This is a genomic window from Pedococcus sp. P2_A3, assembly GCF_056405035.1.
This window is the reverse complement of sequence record NZ_JBFUCW010000016.1, coordinates 99,703-118,647: the sequence shown is the minus strand read 5'-3', so window position 1 is coordinate 118,647 and position 18,945 is coordinate 99,703. Positions and strand designations below refer to the sequence as shown.

Below are 18,945 nucleotides of genomic sequence, written 5' to 3'. Positions count from 1 at the left end.
CGTGATCGTGTTCGGCCTGATTCTCGTCCTTCTCTCCGTGGGAGCAGGTGTCATCCTGTTCCTCACCACCGATTCGCTCACCACGCCGGTCGACCTGGAGTTCGCCGGCTACAGCTGGGGCATGACCCCGCTCGCGCTGCTCATCACGGGCGCGGTCGTGATGCTGCTCCTGTGGCTCGGGCTGGGGATGATCCGGGGCAGCGCCAAGCGTCGGCGTCGCCCGGCCCGCGAGGCCAAGGAGGCCGAGCGGCAGGCCAAGATCGAGGAGAGCATCCGCGCCGACGAGCGCGCTCGCGCCGAGGAGGCGCACCAGAGCGCCCTGGCCGAGCGCGACCGGGTGCGGGACGAGGAGTTCGAGACGCGCCTGGCCGCCCGGGACCGCGAGCGCGAGACCGAGTTCGCCACGCGGCAGCAGGAGGCCGAGGAGCGGGCCCGCGCCTACGAGCGCACCCGCCTCGAGCAGGAGTTCGCCCAACGTTCGACCGGGGGCCAGACCGCCACCGCCGCAGCAGTCGGTGCGGGAGCCGGGGTTGCCGGTGCGGGGCTCGCAGCCAGCCACGCTGACCAGGAGCACCCCGCGACGGGTGACGACTTCGCCGCCCGCCACTCCTCCGACGCCCTGGCCGACTCCAGCACCGGGTCCGACTCCAGCGCCTTGTCCGACCCGTCGGCCGCGCCCGTCGGGTCGTCCTCCGACGCCGTGACGGACGACTCGACCCGTGTCCTCCGGGACGACTCGGTCACCGAGGACGGAGTCGTCCACGAGGGTGCCGACGACACCGTCACTCGCGGCGACGGGACCTCGGACGACGGGACCTCGGACGACCCGAACCACCCCGGATACCGGACCGTGGCCGACAAGATCATGGGCCGGGAGCCTGCCGACCCTGCCCCTGCCGACCCTGCCGACCCTGCCGACCCTGCCGACCCTGCCGACCCTGCCGACCCTGCCGACCCTGCCGACCCTGCCGACCCTGCCGACCCTGCCGACACTGTCGACTCGGCGAACCGTTCCGACTTGGTCGACTCCGCCGACTCGGTCGACTCCGCAGACTCGACCGACGAGGTCAACCGGACCGATCGAGCAGCCCGCGAGTGACCTGCCGCTGGTCGTCGCCCGACAGCGATCCAGGGTGTCCCAGCACAGCTGACCTGTCAGGGTGAGCCCAGGGGCCGACTGCGTCGGCACCTCACCACCTCCATCACGGCGACGGCCCGGCTCGGGCCGTCGCCGTCGTGGTGTCGGCCGAGGTGCCCGGCAGGACGAAGGACGGCTGGGTGGTCGCCCGGCAGGTCACGGAACCATCCACCGCGACCACGCAGCCCGCGGGACGAGCCCCGTTGCGCGCGGCCAGCCGGGCCCCCGACGCGCATGCCGTCGCTGGCTCCACGCCCTGCTCCACCGCCTGGGCAACCGCGAGGGCGGCGAGGTCGGCTGCCGCCCGTGCTCGATGGGTCGCGACCACAGCGCTGCCGAGGGCAAGACCGGCCACCAGCACCAGAGCCAACACCCCGACAGCCGCCACGACCATGACCGTCGCGGAGCCACGCTCACCGGTCCCATCCGGCTGAACCGGCCGAACGGGCTCACCGCCGCGTGTCATCGGACCCCACCTCCTCCTTGGCGGCCACCGCGCGGCCCGTCGGCGTGGCCCGGGCCCCGAGCCAACCCAGCCCGGGGGCCGGCGTGCCTCGCACCACCACGACGACCTCGGACCCGTACCCCGACCCGAAACCCGAGACGGTGAACGCGGCTCCCGGCGGCGCCAGCCGCCGACCCGCTGACAGCGCTGCGACCTGGTCGTCGCCGCGCGCGAGGGCCCGGGCGGTGGCCCGGGCCGCGTCGACACACCGCACCTGGTCGGTGACGGTCGCGAGCGCTGACAGGGCGACGAACAACACCAGGACGAGCGTCGGGACGGCGGCGGCAAGCTCTGCCGTCGCCATCCCTGCCTCGCCGGCTACCCGACCGACCCCAAGGCGGCCGCGATGACGGAAGCCAACGCCGACTTCACCGTGCCGGATCGGACGACCGCGAGCAGGACGCCGGCGAACGCGCACGCGGCCAGCGTGCCCACGGCATACTCCGCTGTCGTCATGCCGGCCTCGGCGGTGCGTCGGATCGTCGAAAACCTTGTGACCAGTGTGCATCTCACGTTGTACCCCTCGAGCGGTTGGCGGGCTGGCAGCCCCTGTCCGACCCCCAGTCCAGCGGAGCTGGGGACGGGCCACCAGGCCCCTCCCATTGCCCTGTGGACCACGTCGAGCCGTCGGTCGAGCTGTGGACGCGAGTGCGTGATCGCGCGCAACGACGCGGTCGCCCGCCGCACGGGGTTCCTTCGCACGCCGTCGCGCCGGTCCGCGCCGTCGGCCGGGGCTGCCTTGCGGTTCGAGGACCTTCGGCGTGGTGCACGGGCCGCGACCCTCATGACCCTCCGGTGAGGACCCCGTCAGCGAGGATCGCGACCAGGGGGACGACGGCGGTGCAGGCGAAGGCCGGCAGGAAGCCCAGCCCGAGCGGGAGCACCAACAGCACGCCGGCCCTGGCTGCCGCGCGCTCACGTGCGCGTTCACCCTGTTCGCGCATCCGGGTGGCAGCCTCTTCGAGGACCTCGGCCGCAGCCGCCCCGGTCTGCTCGGACAGGTGGGTCGCGGTGGCCGCCGCGCGCCAGTTCGGGCCTGCGTAAGCCCAGGCCTGCTGCGCCGGCAGACCCCACCGCAGCGCTGCCACCACGGCTGCGAGGTCACCTCGCACTGTCCCCGAAGCCGTCTCACAGACGTGCTGCAGGGCAGCAGTCAGCGGGAGCCCGGCACGCAGTCCCCAGGCCACGAGGACGAGGGCGTCGGCGACGTCGTCGGAGTAGTCCTCCCGGTGGCCGCGGCCGGCCCTGAGCCACGACCGTCCTCTGCCCGCGCCGAGCCAAGAGGGACTGTCGCGGCGACCTGCACCAGCGCCCGACCAGGTCGACGCGGGCTGCCCCACCGGCGCGGAAGGCGCGCTCCGCCGACCACGCGCCGGCCACAAGAGAGGCACCAGACCCGCGAGCGCACAGATCAGCACGGCCGTCACCCCGCCGCCCGGAGGATCCGCCGGCTGCACCCCCAGGCGCCGATCCCCAGGATGAGACCAAGGACCAGGCTCCCGGTGGCCACGGCTGACGAGAAGTACAGGGTCACCGGGCCCACCCCCATCACCGCACCGACCAACGGACCGGAGGCCGGCAGGAGGCACAGCACCGTCATCGACGCCTTCGGGCCGGCCGCTGCCGCTKCGAGCCGGTCTCGCGCGCGCGTCCGAGCCCGCAGGACCTGCTCCCCGCACGCCAACGCGTCGGCCAACGGTGCACCAGTCAGCTCGCTCAGCGCCCAGGCCCGACCGACGAATGACAGCTCGGGGCTCTGGTGGGTCCGGYCATGCTGCAGCCAGACGTCGGCGAGTGATGCACCGTGCGCCGCAGCGTCGGCGAGGTCGACGAGAAGGGGACCCAGTGCTGGGTCGTCACGAAACGCCGGCTCAGCCGCTGCGACCGCGACCGCGGGCGGCACCCCGGCGCGAAGGGGGGCCGCCAGCGCGGCCACCAGGGCCGCGAGTGCCCGCTCAAGGGCCTTGCGCCGAGCGGTGGCGCGCCATCGTGGCCGGTCAATCACCCCGCCGGCCGCGCGGGGTCGGCCACCGCCCGCCCCTCGGCCACCGCCCGCCCCTCGGCGACTGCCGGTACCACCTCCGGCATCGCCACCATGGCCACCACCCGGGTCGGTGGTCCGCCGATGCGTGCGCCCCGGGCGCCGCTGACCTCTGGCGGGCCACAGCAGCGCGGTCGCCGACACCAGGACCAGCACGAGCAGGTGCCCGGGGCCGTCACGCATCATGGGTCGATCCCGGCGAGGCCCGCGAGCGCCACCCACCCGGGACCCCGGCGATCCGAGGCGACGTCGCAGGCGAGGTCGCAGACGGTCTCGGAGCCGTTCCACCTCAACACCGAGAGCGAGGCGACCCGGCGGTCCCCACCGTGGCGCCCCAGGTGCACGACGACCTCGACCGCACTGGCGAGCTGCGTCTGGATCGCCTCGCGGGGTAGTCCTGCCAGGGCGCCCAGTGCGTCGAAACGCCGGGGCACGTCCCCGGGTGCGTTCGCGTGCAGTGTGCCGCAGCCACCTTCGTGCCCGGTGTTGAGCGCCGCGAGCATCTCGCGCACCTCGGCACCACGGACCTCGCCCACGACCAGCCGGTCGGGTCGCATCCGCAGGGCCTGCCGGACGAGGTCGACCAGGTCGACGGCGCCGCGGCCCTCGACGTTCGCGCCCCGGCCCTGCAAGCGGACCACATGGGGATGGGCGACGGCCAGCTCGCGGACGTCCTCCACCACGACGATGCGCTCGCCCGGCGCCACCTCGGAGAGCATCGCCGCCAGCAGGGTCGTCTTGCCTGAGCCGGTCCCGCCGCTGACCACGAAGGAGCACCGTCGGCGGACCAGCGCGCGCAGGAGGTCCTCGACCTCGGGACCGAACATGCCCCGCGACCGGAGCTCCGCCAGCCCTGAACCAGCTGTGCGTGGCACGCGCAGGCTCAGGTGGGCGCCTCCATCGACCAACGGCGGAAGGATGGCGTGGAGGCGGATCCCCCCGGGGAGCAACCCATCGACCCAGGCCTGGCTCTCGTCCAGCCTGCGACCCGCGAGGGCAGCGAGCCTGACGGCCAGCCGGCGCGCCTCGCCCGGCTCCAGCGCCAGGCCCGCCGGCACCAGTGCCGCGTCGCCACGGTCGAGCCAGACCGATCCGTCGCCGTTGACCAGGACGTCGGTGACCAGCGGGTCGCCAACACACGCCTCCAGCGGGCCCAGACCGAGCACCTGGGAGGACAGCAGAACGCGCGCGGCCTCGACACCGGCCTCGCCGAGCCGAGCAGCGTCGGCGGACGCGATGGCTCGCAGCGCCTTGGGATCGGGCGTCTCGCCTCGCCGGATCCGGTCGGCGATGAGCGTCTCGCGCCTCACAGTCCGACGGCCCACGGCGCGTGCACGGAGACCAGCGAGTCGACGAACGCCGCCAGCGGGCCAGAGCCCCGGCTCCCCGGTGGTCGCCCGCGATCGGCGTCGACGACCACGCGTGGGTCCTCTCGCAGAGCGCCGGCCAACGGGAGGTCGAGGTGCACCGCAACCTCCTCCGGGTCGACCAGCTCCGCCCGGCGGCCCCGCAGCACCAAGGCGACGGGCACCGTCAGGTCGTGGAGCCGCTCGGCCACACCGGCTCCGTCGGCCAGCTGGCGTGCTGTGGTCCCGACGACGAGGAGGAGCTCGGTGCATGCATCGGCCCGCAGCGGCGACTGGCCCAGGTCGACCACGGTCAGGCCGCACACCCGGGCCAGCCCGGCCAGTGCGGCCCGGACGACCTCGTCGGGAGGCGCCGGGCCCCGACCCGCGAGGACCCTCGCCGGACCCTCGGCAGGGAGCTCACGCAGCAGGGCCGCGCCGTCGATGCCACCCTGGGCGCCCGTGAGGTCGGCCCACCGCAGACCCGGACGATGCTCCACGCAGGCCGTGACGTCGAGGGCACCGCCGCCTGGTGCACCGTCGACCGCCACCGTCGCCCCCACCGTCCCTGCAGCACGAACGGCCAGCGCGACCACGAGGGTCGACACCCCCAAGCCGCCCGAGGCCCCGATCACACCCAGCACCCGATGGTCCATGCCCCCAGCCTGTGCCCAGCGGGGGGCGACGACCGAGCAGCGTTCTGTCGGCCTGTGGACGACGGGCAGGGGAAGGCATGCCTGTGGAAGGGATCGCGCGTCACGGTGACGGAGCGCCGGACCGGCGCTGCGGACCGGCCTGAGCGGCCACGCGCGAGGCCGAGGTGGAGGCTAGATGGAGTCCGTGACCTGGCCGGAGAAAGGGGACGGCCCCGGTCGGGGGGACAACCGGGGCCGTCGACGCGCCAAGCTCCGGGGGGGAGGAGCCGGTGCGCCGATCCGCTCTACCCACAAGGGGGAGCGGACGCCTTCATGGTGGACCATTTAGAGTTCAACCGCAACTCGTTGATGAGGCGTTTCGCCCACGAGATTCGAGTTTTTGTGGGGACACCACCACCCATTGCGGACAAAGCACCCCGCACAGGGGGATGGCACCCCGCGTCGCGGGGTGCCATCAGCCGTGATCCGCCACGGGTTACCAGGCGTGCATTCTGTAGTTGTCGCACCGGGACAAGCCCGTCACGATCGGTCCACCAGTGGACTGCCCGCGCGTGGGTGCCCGATGGGGTCACGGTGGCCGTCGGACTCGCGTACGTCGACTTGCCTCCATGTGTACTCCCGCGTCGGCGCAAAGTGAACCCTTGACATTGCACGACGCGTGGGACTCGCGCGTGTCCGGCTGCCACGTGCGAGGCCGGGGCGTGCTGCGGACTCCCCCGCCGAAACGCGGGTCGCCTCAAGGGCTCTCGCGCTGCACGGCTCCGGCTTGCCGGATGGCCCGTGGCCGCGCACGGCGAGGCGCTGTCAGTGGCGACTTCTAGAGTTGGACACATGTTCGAGAGCGTGGAGTCCGTGCAGGCGGCAGACCCGGCCGCCCTCGCTGGTGCGCTGTTCACCCTCACCGACGAGCAGATCGCCGAGCTGCCGGTCGGGCAGGCCGAGGCCCTGGTCCTCGCGACCCAGCGGGTGACGAATGCCGTGGCAGCTCGCCAGCGCTCCGCGATGGAAACCGCGGCCCGGCGCTGCGAGGAGCGGATCGAGCAGGACGCGGCCGATGCGGCGTTGGTTGGCGCCCGGCGCCCGCACCTGTCGGGGCAGGCCCTGGCGGCTGGATCTCTCGCTGCCCTGTTGCACGTGTCGCCGCGCACCATGTCGATTCGAGTCGACCATGCCCGCCGGGCGGTGTGTGCGTTGCCGCAGGTCCAGGCGATGGCCTGGGCGGGCGATCCCGAGCCGTACCGCGTGGATGCCGTGGTCGCCGAGTCAGCCGCCGCCCCACCCGAGCGGTTGCACGAGTTCGAGGCCCGCGTCCTCGACGGCGACATCACCGAGCTGAGCTGCGCGGAGCTACGACGCCGGGCCCGGCGCGCTGCCGACCGGTGCCTGCCCGACGACGCCGTACGCCTCGCAGAGCTGGGTCGGCGTCGGAGCGAGGTCCGGGTGCGGCCGGGTGAGTGCACCGGCATGTCCCGTCTCGTCGCCGACCTCCCGACCCCCGCGGCGATGCGCATCTGGGGTGCCGTCGACGGGCTCGCGGCCGAGTACGCCCGAGTCCAGCCCGGGCTCACGATGGGGATGGCGCGTGCCGACGCGTTGGCTGACCTCGTCGAGGCCAACGCCACGATCAGCACCACCATCGAGCTCGTCGCCCCGATCGACCGCGGCCACGGTCACCAGCCCCCGCCAGACCTTGGCGTCTCGACCGAGTGCCTCGACGAGCCCGTCGACCTGGAGCTTCCCGAGTCGGGCGGTGGCTACGTCGACCTCGCCGGCTGTGAGGAGGTCGACGACGGGGTCCTGCACGACCACGGCGGCGACCTGTGGTTCGTGTCCTCCCACACCGAGGTCCCCACCATCGGCTCCCTGCTCCCCGCCGACCTCGTCGCCCTGCTCCACGACCCTGACGTCACCATCCGGCTCGCGCGCAGCGACTCCGTCACCGGCGCCGTGCGCTGGCAGGACCCCCAGACCTACCGCCCCGGTGCCCGCACCGCCAGAGCCGTCCGCTCCCGCGACGGCACCTGCCGCTTCCCCGGCTGCGGCACCGCCGCCCGGCGCTGCCAGCTCGACCACGTCATCCGCCATCCCGACGGACCCACCACCGTGTCCAACCTGCAGACCTTGTGCGCGACCCACCACGGGTTCAAACACCACGCGGGCTGGCACGTGGCGATGGACGAGTTCGGGGTCTGCACCTGGACCGCCCCCGACGGCCGCACCCACACCACGTGGCCGATGGACCGCCACGGGTTCCGAGCAGCCTGAAAGTCGATCCAGGTGAGTCAGGTCAGCCGACCGGCGCGGACCGCGTCGCAGATCTGCACTCCCTGCGCCGCGCCGGCCACCAGCGCGTCGGCACAGTGCCCGATCCACAGTCCCAGCCCCTCAGGCGTGCCCGTGCCGTATGCCGCGAGCGCGCCGAGGTAGGCCGGTCCACCTTGGGTGGCGTGCCCGGCCTCGGTCACGACCACGCCGGTGGGGTCGAGGCCGGTGGCCTGCACGAGGGCTCGTTCGACGGCCCGGGCCACCACCCCGTTGGCGCGGACGAAGGGCCGGGCGGTCGCGATCTCGGCATGCGCCACGGCCGCCACGACGAGAGCCGGGACGCCCGATCCCGCTGTCATGACGGCGGCCAGGAGCTCGAGCCGGTCGCGGAGGGCGCCTGCGTCCGGGGCCTCCCCGAGGTCCCGGAACTCGGCACTGGTCTCCCCCGCCACCCTGGGTCGACCGACCTGCTCGGCGGGCAGCAGCTCGGCGGCGGCCGCCACGTGCAGCCGAGCCAGTGCCTGCAACGGCGCCCGGGTCACCAGCCCACGCACGTGCTCGCTCTCGGCCGTCGCAGTGACGGCGCCGCGGGCCACCAGCTCGACCGGGTCGGGCTGCACCGGCCACTGGGCCGCGCCGCGCATCACGTCACGCACCAGGTCGAGCGGCACGGTCGCCCCCTCGAGCGCGGCACTCGCCTGGGCGCCACGCACCCGCGACTCGGCCGACGCCTCGGGGATGCGACGCCGCAGGGCCTCGTGCCAGCGCAGCTGCTCGCAGGCACCACGCGCGGCGGCGATCCGCTCCGGGACGCCCGGCAGCTCGGCGAGGGCACTCAGCGAAGCGATGACGTCGACCACGCAGAGCAGCCTAGAGTTCGCCGTGTGTCGGGCAGCTTCCACCTCCCCACCGCGATCTTCGTCGCGGGGTCCCTCGGACTGCTCTACGCCCTGGTTCGCCTGCTCCGGCACGGCCGCAACGCGTCGCGCGGCTTCGTCTCCGAGGTCGACCAGGCCACCCATGCGACCCTGCACACCGCATCGCTTGCCGCCAGACACCTGCAGGACGGGCTCACCGAGGACGGCACGAGCCGTGCCGCCAGGCACCTGCGTGAGCTGCTCGGCTCGCCCGCGGTCGCCATCTGCGACGCCGGGGGGTTGCTCGCCTGGGACGGTGCGGCCGACCACCACGCCGGCGGGGCGGCCGAGCACGCCCAAGAGGTGCTGCGCACCGGTCGGACCATCGTCCTGCGGGCGGGTCAGGTGCAGTGTGCTGACCCCGACTGCCCGGTCCGCTCTGCGGTGATCGCCCCCGTCGTCACCGGCGACCGCGTGGTCGCGGCGCTCGCGGCATACGGGCCGAACGCGTCGGCCGGGCTCGCCCGGGCGACGGAGGAGGTGGCCGGTTGGATGGCCACCCAGGCCGAGCTCGCCGACCTCGGCCACCAGCGCACCCGCACCATGGAGGCCGAGCTGCGCGCCCTGCGCGCCCAGATCAGCCCGCACTTCATCTACAACTCCCTCGCAGCGATCGCGTCGTTCGTGCGCACCGACCCGGACCGCGCCCGGGAGCTGCTGCTGGAGTTCGCCGACTTCACGCGTTACGCGCTGCGCCGGGGAGGGGCGTTCACGACCTTGGCGGAGGAGCTGCGCAACGTGGAGCGTTACCTCGTGCTCGAGCAGGCAAGGTTCGGTGACCGCCTGCGGATCTCGCTGCTGATCGCGCCGGAGGTCCTGCCGGTGACGGTCCCCTATCTCGCGATCCAGCCGCTCGTCGAGAACGCCGTGCGGCACGGCCTGGCGACCAAGGAGGGTGGCGGCCACGTGAGCATCACCGCCAGCGACGAGGGCGCCGAGGCCGTCATCACGGTGGAGGACGACGGGGTGGGGTCGGACCCGCAAGCGATCCGCACGGTCCTCGACGGGCACTCCGACGGCGACAACGTCGGCCTGGGGAACGTCGATGCCAGGCTCCGCCAGGTCTACGGCGACGACTTCGGCCTGGTCGTCGAGACGGCCCCGGGGGCGGGGACCAAGGTCACTTTCCGGGTGCCCAAGTACGCCCCCGGCGTCCACGCGACGACGTAGTCTCTCCCCCATGGCTGGCGCCCCTCCCGGCGACCCGGAGCACCGCCGCCCGCAGGACGCCACCGGTGGCTCCACGGGTGCAGCCCTGCGTGCCCTCGTCGTGGACGACGAGGCACCGGCCCTCGAGGAGCTGAGCTGGCTCCTGCGGCAGGACGACCGGATCGCCGAGGTCGTGACCGCGTCGAGTGGTGCGGATGCATTGCGGTCGCTCGACTCCGGCGACATCGACGTCGTCTTCACTGACATCTCGATGCCCGGCCTCGACGGCATGGAGCTGGCTCGGGTCATCGCGCGGTTCGTCGAGCGACCCCAGGTGGTCTTCGTGACGGCCCACGACCAGCACGCCGTCGATGCGTTCGCCGTGGACGCCACCGACTACGTCATGAAGCCGGTCCGCCGAGACCGGCTCGCGGAGGCGGTGCGCAGGGTCGTCGCGGCCGTGGAGCCGGGCACGCCGACACCTCAGGGCGCGGGCGGGGAGTCCGAGGACGAGACCATCCCCGTCGAGCTCGCCGGCGTCACCCGGTTCATCACGCGCAGCCAGGTCCGCTACGCACAGGCCCAGGGCGACTACGCGAGGTTGCACACGTCTGCCGGCAGCCATCTCGTGCGCATTCCGCTCAGCACCCTCGAAGAGCGTTGGGCCGCAGCGGGATTCGTGCGAATCCACCGCAGCACGCTGGTCTCGCTGTCCCACGTCAAGGAAGTGCGGATGGAGCACGGCCGCTGCAGCGTGGTCCTCGACGACGCCGAGCTCCAGGTGAGCCGACGGCACACCCGCGAGCTACGAGACCGCCTGTTGCGCGCGACCCTGCGCCCGACGTCGTGACCTCCGGCACCGGTCGGCCCGCCGAGTCGAACGGGTCTCCGCCGACCCAGGGGCCGTCACGCGTCCGCGTCACCAGCACCCGCCGGGACGCGGCGACTCGCCGCGACCTGCGCCCGCTCACCCGCGACCTCGACGAGCAGAGCACCTTGGGAGAGGTATACATGGCCGGCCTGATGTCGGCCCAGCTGCGACTGGCGCTCCGTGTGCTCGCCTTCGGAGCGGTGGGGCTCGGTGGGCTGCCCCTGTTGTTCCTGCTGGTGCCCGCGACCCGGACGATGGAGCTCGGCCGCTTCCCCCTCCCGTGGATCGTGCTCGCCGTGGTGGTCTACCCGGTCGCGATCATCGTGGCCCGCTTCTACGTTCGGGCCTCCGAGCGGATCGAGGCCGAGTTCTCCGACGTGGTGCGTCGGCGGTGAACCCGGCCTACGGCGTCGTCGCCATCGTCCTGGTCTGCACGGTGACGCTCGCGATCGGCGCGTTCGGGCTGCGGTTGTCGCGCACGACCAGCGACTTCTACGTGGCCGGACGCACCGTGACGCCCTACCGCAACGCGAGTGCCATCGGCGGTGAGTACCTCTCTGCCGCAAGCTTTCTCGGCATCGCCGGGCTGGTCTACACCAACGGACTGGACATGCTGTGGTTCCCCGTCGGCTACACCGTCGGCTATGTCGTCCTGTTGGTCCTCGTCGCGGCGCCACTGCGACGGTCCGGCGCCTACACGCTGCCCGACTTCGCCGAGGCCAGGCTCGAGAGCACGGTGATCCGTCGCCTCTGCTCCGTGCTCGTGGTCGGCATCGGCTGGCTCTACCTCCTCCCCCAGCTCCAGGGCGCAGGCCTGGCCCTGGGCACCGTCACGGGGGCGCCGACGTGGGTGGGGGGACTCATCGTCGCCGTGGTCGTCGTGGCCAACGTCGCCGCCGGTGGGATGCGTTCGATCACCCTGGTGCAGTCCGTGCAGTACTGGGTCAAGCTCAGCGCCATCGCCGTCCCCGCGTTCGTCCTGCTCGGCGCGTGGGTCGGCGACGGCGCCCCCGGACCGGCCGCCGCGCAGGAGTCCAAGTGGGTCGAGCCCTTGAACGGACTTGCAGGACAAGGGCATCCGGTCTACGCCACCTACAGCCTCCTGCTCGCCCTCAGCCTGGGGACGATGGGCCTCCCGCACGTGCTGGTCAGGTTCTACACGAACCCCGACGGCAAGGCAGCGCGTCGCACGACCGTCACCGTCGTGGCCCTGCTCGGCGCCTTCTACCTCTTCCCGCCGCTCTACGGGGTGCTCGGCCGGGTCTACCTGCCTGACCTGACCAGTGGCGCCGCCGACACGCTCGTGCTCCGGCTGCCGGGCGCCATGCTGCCGGACCACCTCGGGAAGGCCCTCTCGGCCGTGCTGGCCGGTGGAGCCTTCGCCGCCTTCCTCTCCACGGCCTCAGGCCTCACCATGTCGGTGGCGGGGGTGATCGACCAGGACCTGCTCAGGCGGCGTCTCGGCCGGATGACCGGCGACGACTTCACTGTCGCCCAAGGGTTCCGGCTCGCGACGGTGCTGTCCGTGATCGTCCCGTATGCCGCATCGAGGCTCATCGAGCCCGTCGGACTGGCGACCATGGTGAGCTTGGCGTTCGCCGTGGCCGCATCGACGTTCTGCCCCCTCCTGGTGCTGGGGTCGTGGTGGCGCGGGCTGAGCACCGTGGGCGCGGCTGCCGGGCTCGTGGTCGGGGGAGCCTGGCCGCCGCCGCCGTGGCCCTGACGATCTTCGCCGGTCCGATCCCCGGGTGGCTGGGCGCGCTGCTCGGCCAGCCCGCCGCCTGGACGATCCCCCTCGCGTTCGCGACGGCCGTGGTCGTGTCGCTGGCGACCCCCGGGCGGATCCCGCGACACACGGCCCGCACCATGGTCCGGCTGCACACCCCCGAGGACCTGGCCCTCGACCGCGGCTGGCCCGACTCCAGGTCGCGGGTGACCTGACGACCTCGCGTTGACGACAGCCGCTGGGCGCACACCACCGACCGTTCGTCGCAGGAACGCGGGCCACCCGGCGACCGCAGCCTTCCGCACGGCGCGCGACCACACGGCATACCTGCTGCTCAGGGGGCTGCAGGAGCACAGTGGCGGCGACCGCGGGACAAGCCCGCGCCACCACTGGAGGTGTCCCGTGAGCAACGACGCTCGCACGGAGCACGACCCGTTCGTCGCACTCCAAGACTCCGCGGACTTCGCGGAGCTCAGGTCCCGGTTCCGCCGGTTCGTCTTCCCGATGACCGGCCTGTTCCTCGCCTGGTACTTCCTCTACGTGCTGCTGTCCGTGTACGCCTCGGACTTCATGAGCACCAAGGTGTTCGGCAACGTCAACGTCGGCCTCCTCCTCGGCCTCGGCCAGTTCGTGTCGACCTTCGTCATCACGATCATCTACGTGCGGTGGGCCGACCGGGAGTTCGACCCGCGCGCGGCCGCCCTCGCCACGACCATCGGGGAGGACCGGCGATGAGCCTGCCCACCCTCGCCCCGGCTGCGACCGAGGTCGGCAGCCCGGCGCTCAACATCAGCATCTTCGGCGTCTTCGTCCTCATCACCCTCGCGATCGTCATCCGGGCGTCGAGGAACAACCGCAGCGCCGCAGACTTCTACGCCGGTGGTCGCGCCTTCACCGGGCGACAGAACGGCATCGCCATCGCTGGGGACTACCTCTCGGCCGCCAGCTTCCTCGGCATCGCCGGGGCGATCGCCCTCAACGGCTACGACGGCTTCCTCTACTCGATCGGCTTCCTCGTCGCGTGGCTGGTGGCCCTCCTCCTCGTGGCCGAGCTGCTGCGCAACGCCGGCAAGTACACGATGGCCGACGTGCTGTCGTTCCGGCTGAAGCAGCGTCCGGTGCGCATGGCCGCCGCGATCTCCACGCTCGCGGTCTGCTTCTTCTACCTCCTGGCGCAGATGGCCGGAGCCGGTGGCCTCGTGGCGTTGCTGCTGGGCATCGACGACAAGACCGGGCAGTCCCTGGTCATCGCCGTGGTCGGCGTCATCATGATCGCCTACGTGCTGATCGGGGGCATGAAGGGCACCACCTGGGTGCAGATCATCAAGGCCGTCCTGCTGATCATCGGCGCCGGCGTGATGTTCCTGTGGGTCCTCGGCAAGTTCGGGCTCAACCTCAGCTCGCTGCTCGGCGACGCCGTCCAGGCCTCCGGTGGCAAGAAGGTGCTCGACCCGGGACTGCAGTACGGCAAGACCGGCACCACCAAGATCGACTTCATCTCACTCTCGCTGGCCCTGGTGCTCGGCACCGCCGGCCTGCCGCACGTGCTGATGCGGTTCTACACGGTGCCGTCGTCGAAGGAGGCGCGGAAGTCGGTCGAGTGGGCCATCTGGCTGATCGGCATCTTCTACCTCTTCACCCTCGTCCTCGGGTACGGCGCGGCTGCGCTCGTCGGACCGAAGGCCATCGCCGCCGCACCGGGCAAGGCCAACTCGGCCGCACCACTGCTCGCCTACGAGCTCGGCGGTGAGCTGCTGCTGGGCATCATCTCGGCCGTGGCGTTCGCGACGATCCTCGCGGTCGTCGCGGGCCTGACCATCACGGCCAGCGCCAGCCTCTCGCACGACATCTACAACTCGGTCATCAAGGAAGGCACGGCCTCGGCGGAGGACGAGGTGCGGGTCGCCCGCATCACGGCCGTGGTGATCGGCATCTTCGCCATCCTCGGAGGCATCCTGGCGAACGGGCAGAACATCGCGTTCCTCGTCGCGCTCGCCTTCGCCATCGCGGCGTCGGCGAACCTCCCGACGATCCTCTACTCGTTGTTCTGGAAGAGGTTCAACACCCGCGGGGCGCTGTGGTCCATCTACGGCGGCCTCATCACGGCGCTCACGCTGATCGTCTTCAGCCCGGTTGTCTCGGGCAAGCCGGTCGACCCGGTCACCGGCAAGTCGCTGTCGATGCTGCAGAACACCGACTTCCACTGGTTCCCGCTGGACAACCCCGGCATCATCTCGATCCCGCTCGCCTTCGTCCTGGGCTGGTTGGGCACCGTGACGAGCAAGGAGTTCAACGCGGCCAAGTACGCCGAGATGGAGGTGCGTTCGCTGACCGGCCACGGGGCCGAGAAGGCGGTCTCGCACTAGCCAGCCACCCGGCATACCCACGGACCACGGTGCCGCGACCCGCAGGAGGGTCGCGGCACCGTGCCGTCCCGGCCCACGCTCGGGTATGCCGCCCGCTCGCCGTGCCGCCGGACCGGGACGTTTGGGGACGACACGGTCACCGGGCCAGCCGAGGTCAACCACACCCTCCGGGTGGACGTCATTGCGGTGTCCGAAGGGAGGACACCATGAACATCAGGAAGCGTGTCTCCACGCGACTGGCCATCCGGTCGCTCGTCATCGCCCTCGTCGCCGCGGTCATCCCCGCCGTCGCCGTGAGCACCTCCGCCTCGGCGGCTCCATACTGCGGAATCACGTGGGGCTCACTGGCCAAGAGCCGCAGCACCATGGTCCCCGGCCCGCTGACCAACGTCCGTGCCGGCCGGCACGCCTGCTTCGACCGGCTGGTCATCGACCTCAAGGGAAAGGCGCCCGGCTACTCCGTGCGCTACGTCTCGGCCGTCGTGACCGAGGGGCAGGGTGCGGTGGTCCCGCTGCGCGGTGGCGCCAAGCTGCTCGTCGTCACACGGGCGCCCGCCTACACGTCCACGGGGGCGGCGAGCTACCACCCCGCGAACCGGCGCGAGCTGGTGGACGTGACGGGCTACAGGACCTTCCGGCAGGTCGCGTTCGCCGGGACCTTCGAAGGGCAGACCTCGGTGGGGCTGGGGGTGCGCGCTCGGCTGCCGTTCCGTGTCTTCACGATCCAGGACGCGACGACGAGCCGGCTGGTCATCGACGTGGCCCATCGCTGGTGACTCCAGCGAGGTGAGCGGTCGGGCCCCCACGGGTGAGCCCGACCGCTCGGCTGGCTGAGCCTGCTGGGCGCCTGCTGGGCGCCTGCTGAGCAGGACTCAGCGCCGGCCCCTCATCCGCTCCTCGTCCATCGCCAGCGCCTGGCGCTTGCGGGCGGCCCCGCGCCGGGCGACCACGACCCGCCCGACCACCAGCACGACGGCCACGACGCCGGTCAGCCAGAGCCAGGGCACGAGCTCCTGCAGCCGGATCTGGGACCACGTCCACCACTGGGTGCGCACGAAGTTCCAGGCCGGCTCGGCGACGCGTCGAGCCTGCTCCCGCAGGGTCAGCCCGCCACCGGTGCCGGGGCGCAGGACGTCCCAGCCGTAGGAGAGCGCGCGCGCGAGCAGCGCGAAGAGCAACCAGGTCAGGGCGAGCCGCAGGACGGCGAGGATCGTGGGCGCCACGCGTTGCCAGGTGGCGACGGCGAACGGGAGCGCGAGCGCCACGGCCACAGCTGCCTCGGTCGGCCAGGTGGCCGGCGACAGGCCGGCGACCATCACCACGACCGTGCCTGCGGCCACCGGACCCTTCGACCCGCGGGCGCCGAGAGCGATGCCGACCAGGGCGGCCGCCCCGAGCAGTGCGGCCAGCGCCGCCCGCTCGTGCGGGTAGTCGTCCGTGGCGGGGGCGTCGAGCAGCCACCCCAGCCCGCTGAACACGACCACGATCGCGAACCGCGGCCAGGGGGAGCGCACCAGCAGCGACACCGAGGCCGCTGCCGCGGTCGCTCCGAGGAAGAGGACGTCACCGTCGAAGACACTGAGTGGCAGGTGGAGCCACGACGTCACGCCCAGGAACCCGACCGGCCACCAGAGCAGGGCCGCGAGCAGCACGGCGACCTGGGGCCAGAACCTGCGCACCACCCGCCACCCCCGCGTTGCGGGGTGCTGCGCGGTGACGCCGGACCCGGCATCCGAGGCGGTGTTCGTCGTGGTGCTCACGGCGCCCAAGGCTAGCCGTTGACCGCCCGCATCGTCCGCCGACCGATCACCGCGACCGCTCCCCTTGATGCACGGCCCGGATGCGGGTTGGCTGGGGTCGTCAACGCGACCTCGAACGCACTGCTGCGAGAGTTGCCTGCCGATGCCGCCAGGAGGAACCACCGTGTCCGAGCCCACGACGACGAGCCACCCCGAGGGTCTGGACCTCGCACCCACCCCCGAGTTCGCCGCCCAGGCCAACGGCACCGCCGAGCTCTACGACGCGGCCGCTGCGGACTTCGAGGGGTTCTGGGCCGACCAGGCCAGGCAGCGGCTCACCTGGGCCAAGGACTTCGACCAGACGCTCGACTGGAGCGGGGCGCCGTTCGCCAAGTGGTACGTCGGCGGCGAGGTCAACGCGGCATACAACTGCGTGGACCGGCACGTCGAGGCAGGCAACGGCGACCGCGTCGCCATCCACTTCGAGGGCGAGGGCGGCGACACGCGCACGATCACGTATGCCGACCTGCAGCGTGATGTGGCCAAGGCCGCCAACGCGTTGGAGTCACTCGGAGTCGCCAAGGGCGACCGGGTCGCCATCTACCTGCCGATGATCCCCGAGGCCGTGGCCGCGATGTTGGCCTGCGCGCGGATCGGCGCGCCGCACTCGGTGGTGTTCGGGGGTTTCTCCGCCGACGCCCTGCGCACCCGCATCGCCGACGCCGAGGCCAAGGTCGTCATCACCGCCGACGGCCAGTTCCGGCGCGGCAAGAGCGCTCCGCTCAAGCCCGCGGTCGACGCAGCCGTCGAGGGCGACAGCACCGTGCAGAAGGTCCTCGTCGTCCAGCGCACCAAGGACGACGTGGCGTGGAACGACGACCGTGACGTCTGGTGGCACGACGTCGTCGACTCGGCGAGCGACCAGCACGAGCCCGTGCCCCACGACAGCGAGCACCCGCTGTTCATCCTCTACACCTCAGGCACCACCGGGAAGCCGAAGGGCATCTTCCACACGACGGCGGGCTACCTCACGCAGGCGGCCTACACGAACTCGGTCGTCCACGACGTGCACCCCGAGACCGACGTGTACTGGTGCACGGCCGACATCGGCTGGGTGACCGGGCACTCCTACATCGTCTACGGGCCACTGGCGAACGGCGCGACCCAGGTGATCTACGAGGGCACGCCTGACACCCCGCACCAGGGCCGCTGGTGGGAGATTGTCGAGAAGTACAAGGTCTCGATCCTCTACACCGCGCCCACCGCGATCCGGACGTTCATGAAGTGGGGCGACGACATCCCCGCGAAGTTCGATCTCTCGTCGCTGCGGGTGCTCGGCTCGGTGGGTGAGCCGATCAACCCGGAGGCGTGGCTCTGGTACCGCAAGAACATCGGTGGTGGCCGCTGCCCGATCGTCGACACCTGGTGGCAGACCGAGACCGGCGGCATCATGATCAGCCCGCTGCCCGGCGTCACAAACCTCGAGCCCGGCTCGGCACAGCGGCCGATCCCCGGCATCAGCGCCGAGATCCTCGACGACGAGGGCCAGCCGCTGCACGACCCCGAGGCCGTCGGCTACCTCGTGCTCACCAAGCCGTGGCCGGGCATGCTGCGCGGCATCTGGGGAGACCCGGAGCGCTACCAGGAGACCTACTGGAGCCGGTTCGGGGAGAAGTACTACTTCGCCGGCGACGGGGCGAAGTACGACGCGAAGGGCAACATCTGGCTGCTCGGACGCGTCGACGACGTCATGAACGTCTCCGGCCACCGGCTGTCCACCGCCGAGATCGAGTCGGCCCTCGTCTCGCACCCGTCGGTCGCCGAGGCGGCCGTGGTGGGCGCGACCGACGAGACGACCGGGCAGGCCGTCGTCGCGTTCGTCATCCTGCGCGGCGGCCACGAGGACCACGGTGACGACACCGTGCAGGAGCTGCGCAACCACGTCGCCAAGGAGATCGGCCCGATCGCCAAGCCGCGCTCGATCATGGTGGTGTCCGAGCTGCCCAAGACCCGCTCCGKCAAGATCATGCGCCGCCTCCTGCGCGACGTCGCAGAGAACCGCGAGGTCGGCGACGTCACGACGCTCGCCGACTCCTCGGTGATGAACCTCATCAAGGACGGCATGTCCGCCGGCAAGGAGGACTGACCCCGCACGCACCTCGACTGCAACGACCGGTAGGCCGCGGACGCACCCTGCGTCCGCGGCATACCGGGTCCTGGCGGTCT

Annotated in this window: 20 protein-coding genes; 11 read left to right on the top strand and 9 right to left on the bottom strand. The window is 72.2% G+C overall.

All coding sequences use genetic code 11. From position 1 onward, the window contains the following. The first annotated feature begins 1 nt into the window (after position 1). Positions 2-1,099 carry a hypothetical protein gene (locus AC1DX8_RS13970; protein WP_477630532.1) on the top strand — a complete coding sequence of 366 codons (1,098 nt, stop codon included), beginning with the start codon at positions 2-4 and terminating at the stop codon, positions 1,097-1,099. A gap of 103 nt (positions 1,100-1,202) precedes the next feature. On the opposite strand, the gene AC1DX8_RS13965 is transcribed toward AC1DX8_RS13970, so the two are convergent. From AC1DX8_RS13965 to AC1DX8_RS13935, 7 genes are all read right to left on the bottom strand, one after another. Then, positions 1,203-1,604 carry an Rv3654c family TadE-like protein gene (locus AC1DX8_RS13965; RefSeq protein WP_477630531.1) on the bottom strand — a complete coding sequence of 134 codons (402 nt, stop codon included), beginning with the start codon at positions 1,602-1,604 and terminating at the stop codon, positions 1,203-1,205. Next, positions 1,588-1,947: a TadE family type IV pilus minor pilin gene (locus AC1DX8_RS13960; protein ID WP_477630530.1), complete on the bottom strand. Its 360-nt coding sequence runs from the start codon at positions 1,945-1,947 to the stop codon at positions 1,588-1,590. Before AC1DX8_RS13960 ends, AC1DX8_RS13965 begins: the two co-directional genes overlap by 17 nt. Positions 1,948-1,961: 14 nt before the next feature. Then, positions 1,962-2,246: a DUF4244 domain-containing protein gene (locus AC1DX8_RS13955; RefSeq protein WP_477630572.1), complete on the bottom strand. Its 285-nt coding sequence runs from the start codon at positions 2,244-2,246 to the stop codon at positions 1,962-1,964. A 179-nt stretch (positions 2,247-2,425) separates the two neighbouring features. Continuing rightward, a complete protein-coding gene (locus tag AC1DX8_RS13950; RefSeq protein WP_477630529.1) occupies positions 2,426-2,983 on the bottom strand; it encodes a type II secretion system F family protein in 558 nt (185 codons plus the stop codon). Between the two features lie 83 nt (positions 2,984-3,066). Further along, positions 3,067-3,870, bottom strand: a complete 804-nt coding sequence (locus AC1DX8_RS13945; RefSeq protein WP_477630528.1) for a type II secretion system F family protein — start codon at positions 3,868-3,870, stop codon at positions 3,067-3,069. Beyond that, a complete protein-coding gene (locus AC1DX8_RS13940) occupies positions 3,867-4,994 on the bottom strand; it encodes a TadA family conjugal transfer-associated ATPase (RefSeq protein ID WP_477630527.1) in 1,128 nt (375 codons plus the stop codon). The genes AC1DX8_RS13945 and AC1DX8_RS13940 overlap by 4 nt, the downstream gene beginning before the upstream one ends. Further along, positions 4,991-5,686 carry a CpaE-like family protein gene (locus AC1DX8_RS13935; protein WP_477630526.1) on the bottom strand — a complete coding sequence of 232 codons (696 nt, stop codon included), beginning with the start codon at positions 5,684-5,686 and terminating at the stop codon, positions 4,991-4,993. The genes AC1DX8_RS13940 and AC1DX8_RS13935 overlap by 4 nt, the downstream gene beginning before the upstream one ends. A gap of 831 nt (positions 5,687-6,517) precedes the next feature. Between AC1DX8_RS13935 and AC1DX8_RS13930 the strand changes: the two genes are divergently transcribed. Then, the gene (locus AC1DX8_RS13930) at positions 6,518-7,951 is read left to right on the top strand and encodes an HNH endonuclease signature motif containing protein (protein ID WP_477630525.1); all 1,434 of its coding nucleotides are present in this window, start codon (positions 6,518-6,520) and stop codon (positions 7,949-7,951) included. A gap of 17 nt (positions 7,952-7,968) precedes the next feature. Here AC1DX8_RS13930 and AC1DX8_RS13925 read toward each other — a convergent pair whose 3' ends face one another. Continuing rightward, positions 7,969-8,811: a Fic family protein gene (locus AC1DX8_RS13925; RefSeq protein WP_477630524.1), complete on the bottom strand. Its 843-nt coding sequence runs from the start codon at positions 8,809-8,811 to the stop codon at positions 7,969-7,971. Between the two features lie 24 nt (positions 8,812-8,835). Here AC1DX8_RS13925 and AC1DX8_RS13920 point away from each other — a divergent pair, with 24 nt between their 5' ends. The 8 genes from AC1DX8_RS13920 (at position 8,836) to AC1DX8_RS13885 (ending at position 15,756) form a co-directional block, all read left to right on the top strand. Further along, positions 8,836-10,038: a sensor histidine kinase gene (locus AC1DX8_RS13920; protein WP_477630523.1), complete on the top strand. Its 1,203-nt coding sequence runs from the start codon at positions 8,836-8,838 to the stop codon at positions 10,036-10,038. A gap of 10 nt (positions 10,039-10,048) precedes the next feature. Continuing rightward, positions 10,049-10,867, top strand: a complete 819-nt coding sequence (locus AC1DX8_RS13915; protein ID WP_477630522.1) for a LytR/AlgR family response regulator transcription factor — start codon at positions 10,049-10,051, stop codon at positions 10,865-10,867. Then, positions 10,864-11,283 (top strand): hypothetical protein, encoded by a 420-nt coding sequence (locus AC1DX8_RS13910; RefSeq protein WP_477630521.1) that lies wholly within the window; start codon positions 10,864-10,866, stop codon positions 11,281-11,283. The genes AC1DX8_RS13915 and AC1DX8_RS13910 overlap by 4 nt, the downstream gene beginning before the upstream one ends. Beyond that, entirely contained in the window at positions 11,280-12,611 is a 1,332-nt protein-coding gene (locus tag AC1DX8_RS13905; protein ID WP_477630520.1) for a sodium/solute symporter, read from the top strand. The genes AC1DX8_RS13910 and AC1DX8_RS13905 overlap by 4 nt, the downstream gene beginning before the upstream one ends. After that, positions 12,602-12,829, top strand: a complete 228-nt coding sequence (locus tag AC1DX8_RS13900; protein WP_477630519.1) for a hypothetical protein — start codon at positions 12,602-12,604, stop codon at positions 12,827-12,829. Before AC1DX8_RS13905 ends, AC1DX8_RS13900 begins: the two co-directional genes overlap by 10 nt. 187 nt (positions 12,830-13,016) lie before the next feature. Further along, complete coding sequence (locus AC1DX8_RS13895) at positions 13,017-13,349, top strand: DUF485 domain-containing protein (protein WP_477630518.1); 333 nt, start codon at positions 13,017-13,019, stop codon at positions 13,347-13,349. Beyond that, entirely contained in the window at positions 13,346-14,980 is a 1,635-nt protein-coding gene (locus AC1DX8_RS13890) for a solute symporter family protein (RefSeq protein WP_477630517.1), read from the top strand. Before AC1DX8_RS13895 ends, AC1DX8_RS13890 begins: the two co-directional genes overlap by 4 nt. A gap of 206 nt (positions 14,981-15,186) precedes the next feature. Beyond that, the gene (locus AC1DX8_RS13885; RefSeq protein ID WP_477630516.1) at positions 15,187-15,756 is read left to right on the top strand and encodes an AMIN-like domain-containing (lipo)protein; all 570 of its coding nucleotides are present in this window, start codon (positions 15,187-15,189) and stop codon (positions 15,754-15,756) included. 96 nt (positions 15,757-15,852) lie between these two features. Here AC1DX8_RS13885 and AC1DX8_RS13880 read toward each other — a convergent pair whose 3' ends face one another. After that, positions 15,853-16,740, bottom strand: a complete 888-nt coding sequence (locus AC1DX8_RS13880) for a hypothetical protein (protein WP_477630515.1) — start codon at positions 16,738-16,740, stop codon at positions 15,853-15,855. 142 nt (positions 16,741-16,882) lie between these two features. Between AC1DX8_RS13880 and acs the strand changes: the two genes are divergently transcribed. Beyond that, positions 16,883-18,865: an acetate--CoA ligase gene (acs, locus tag AC1DX8_RS13875; RefSeq protein ID WP_477630514.1), complete on the top strand. Its 1,983-nt coding sequence runs from the start codon at positions 16,883-16,885 to the stop codon at positions 18,863-18,865. The last annotated feature ends 80 nt before the right edge of the window (positions 18,866-18,945 follow it).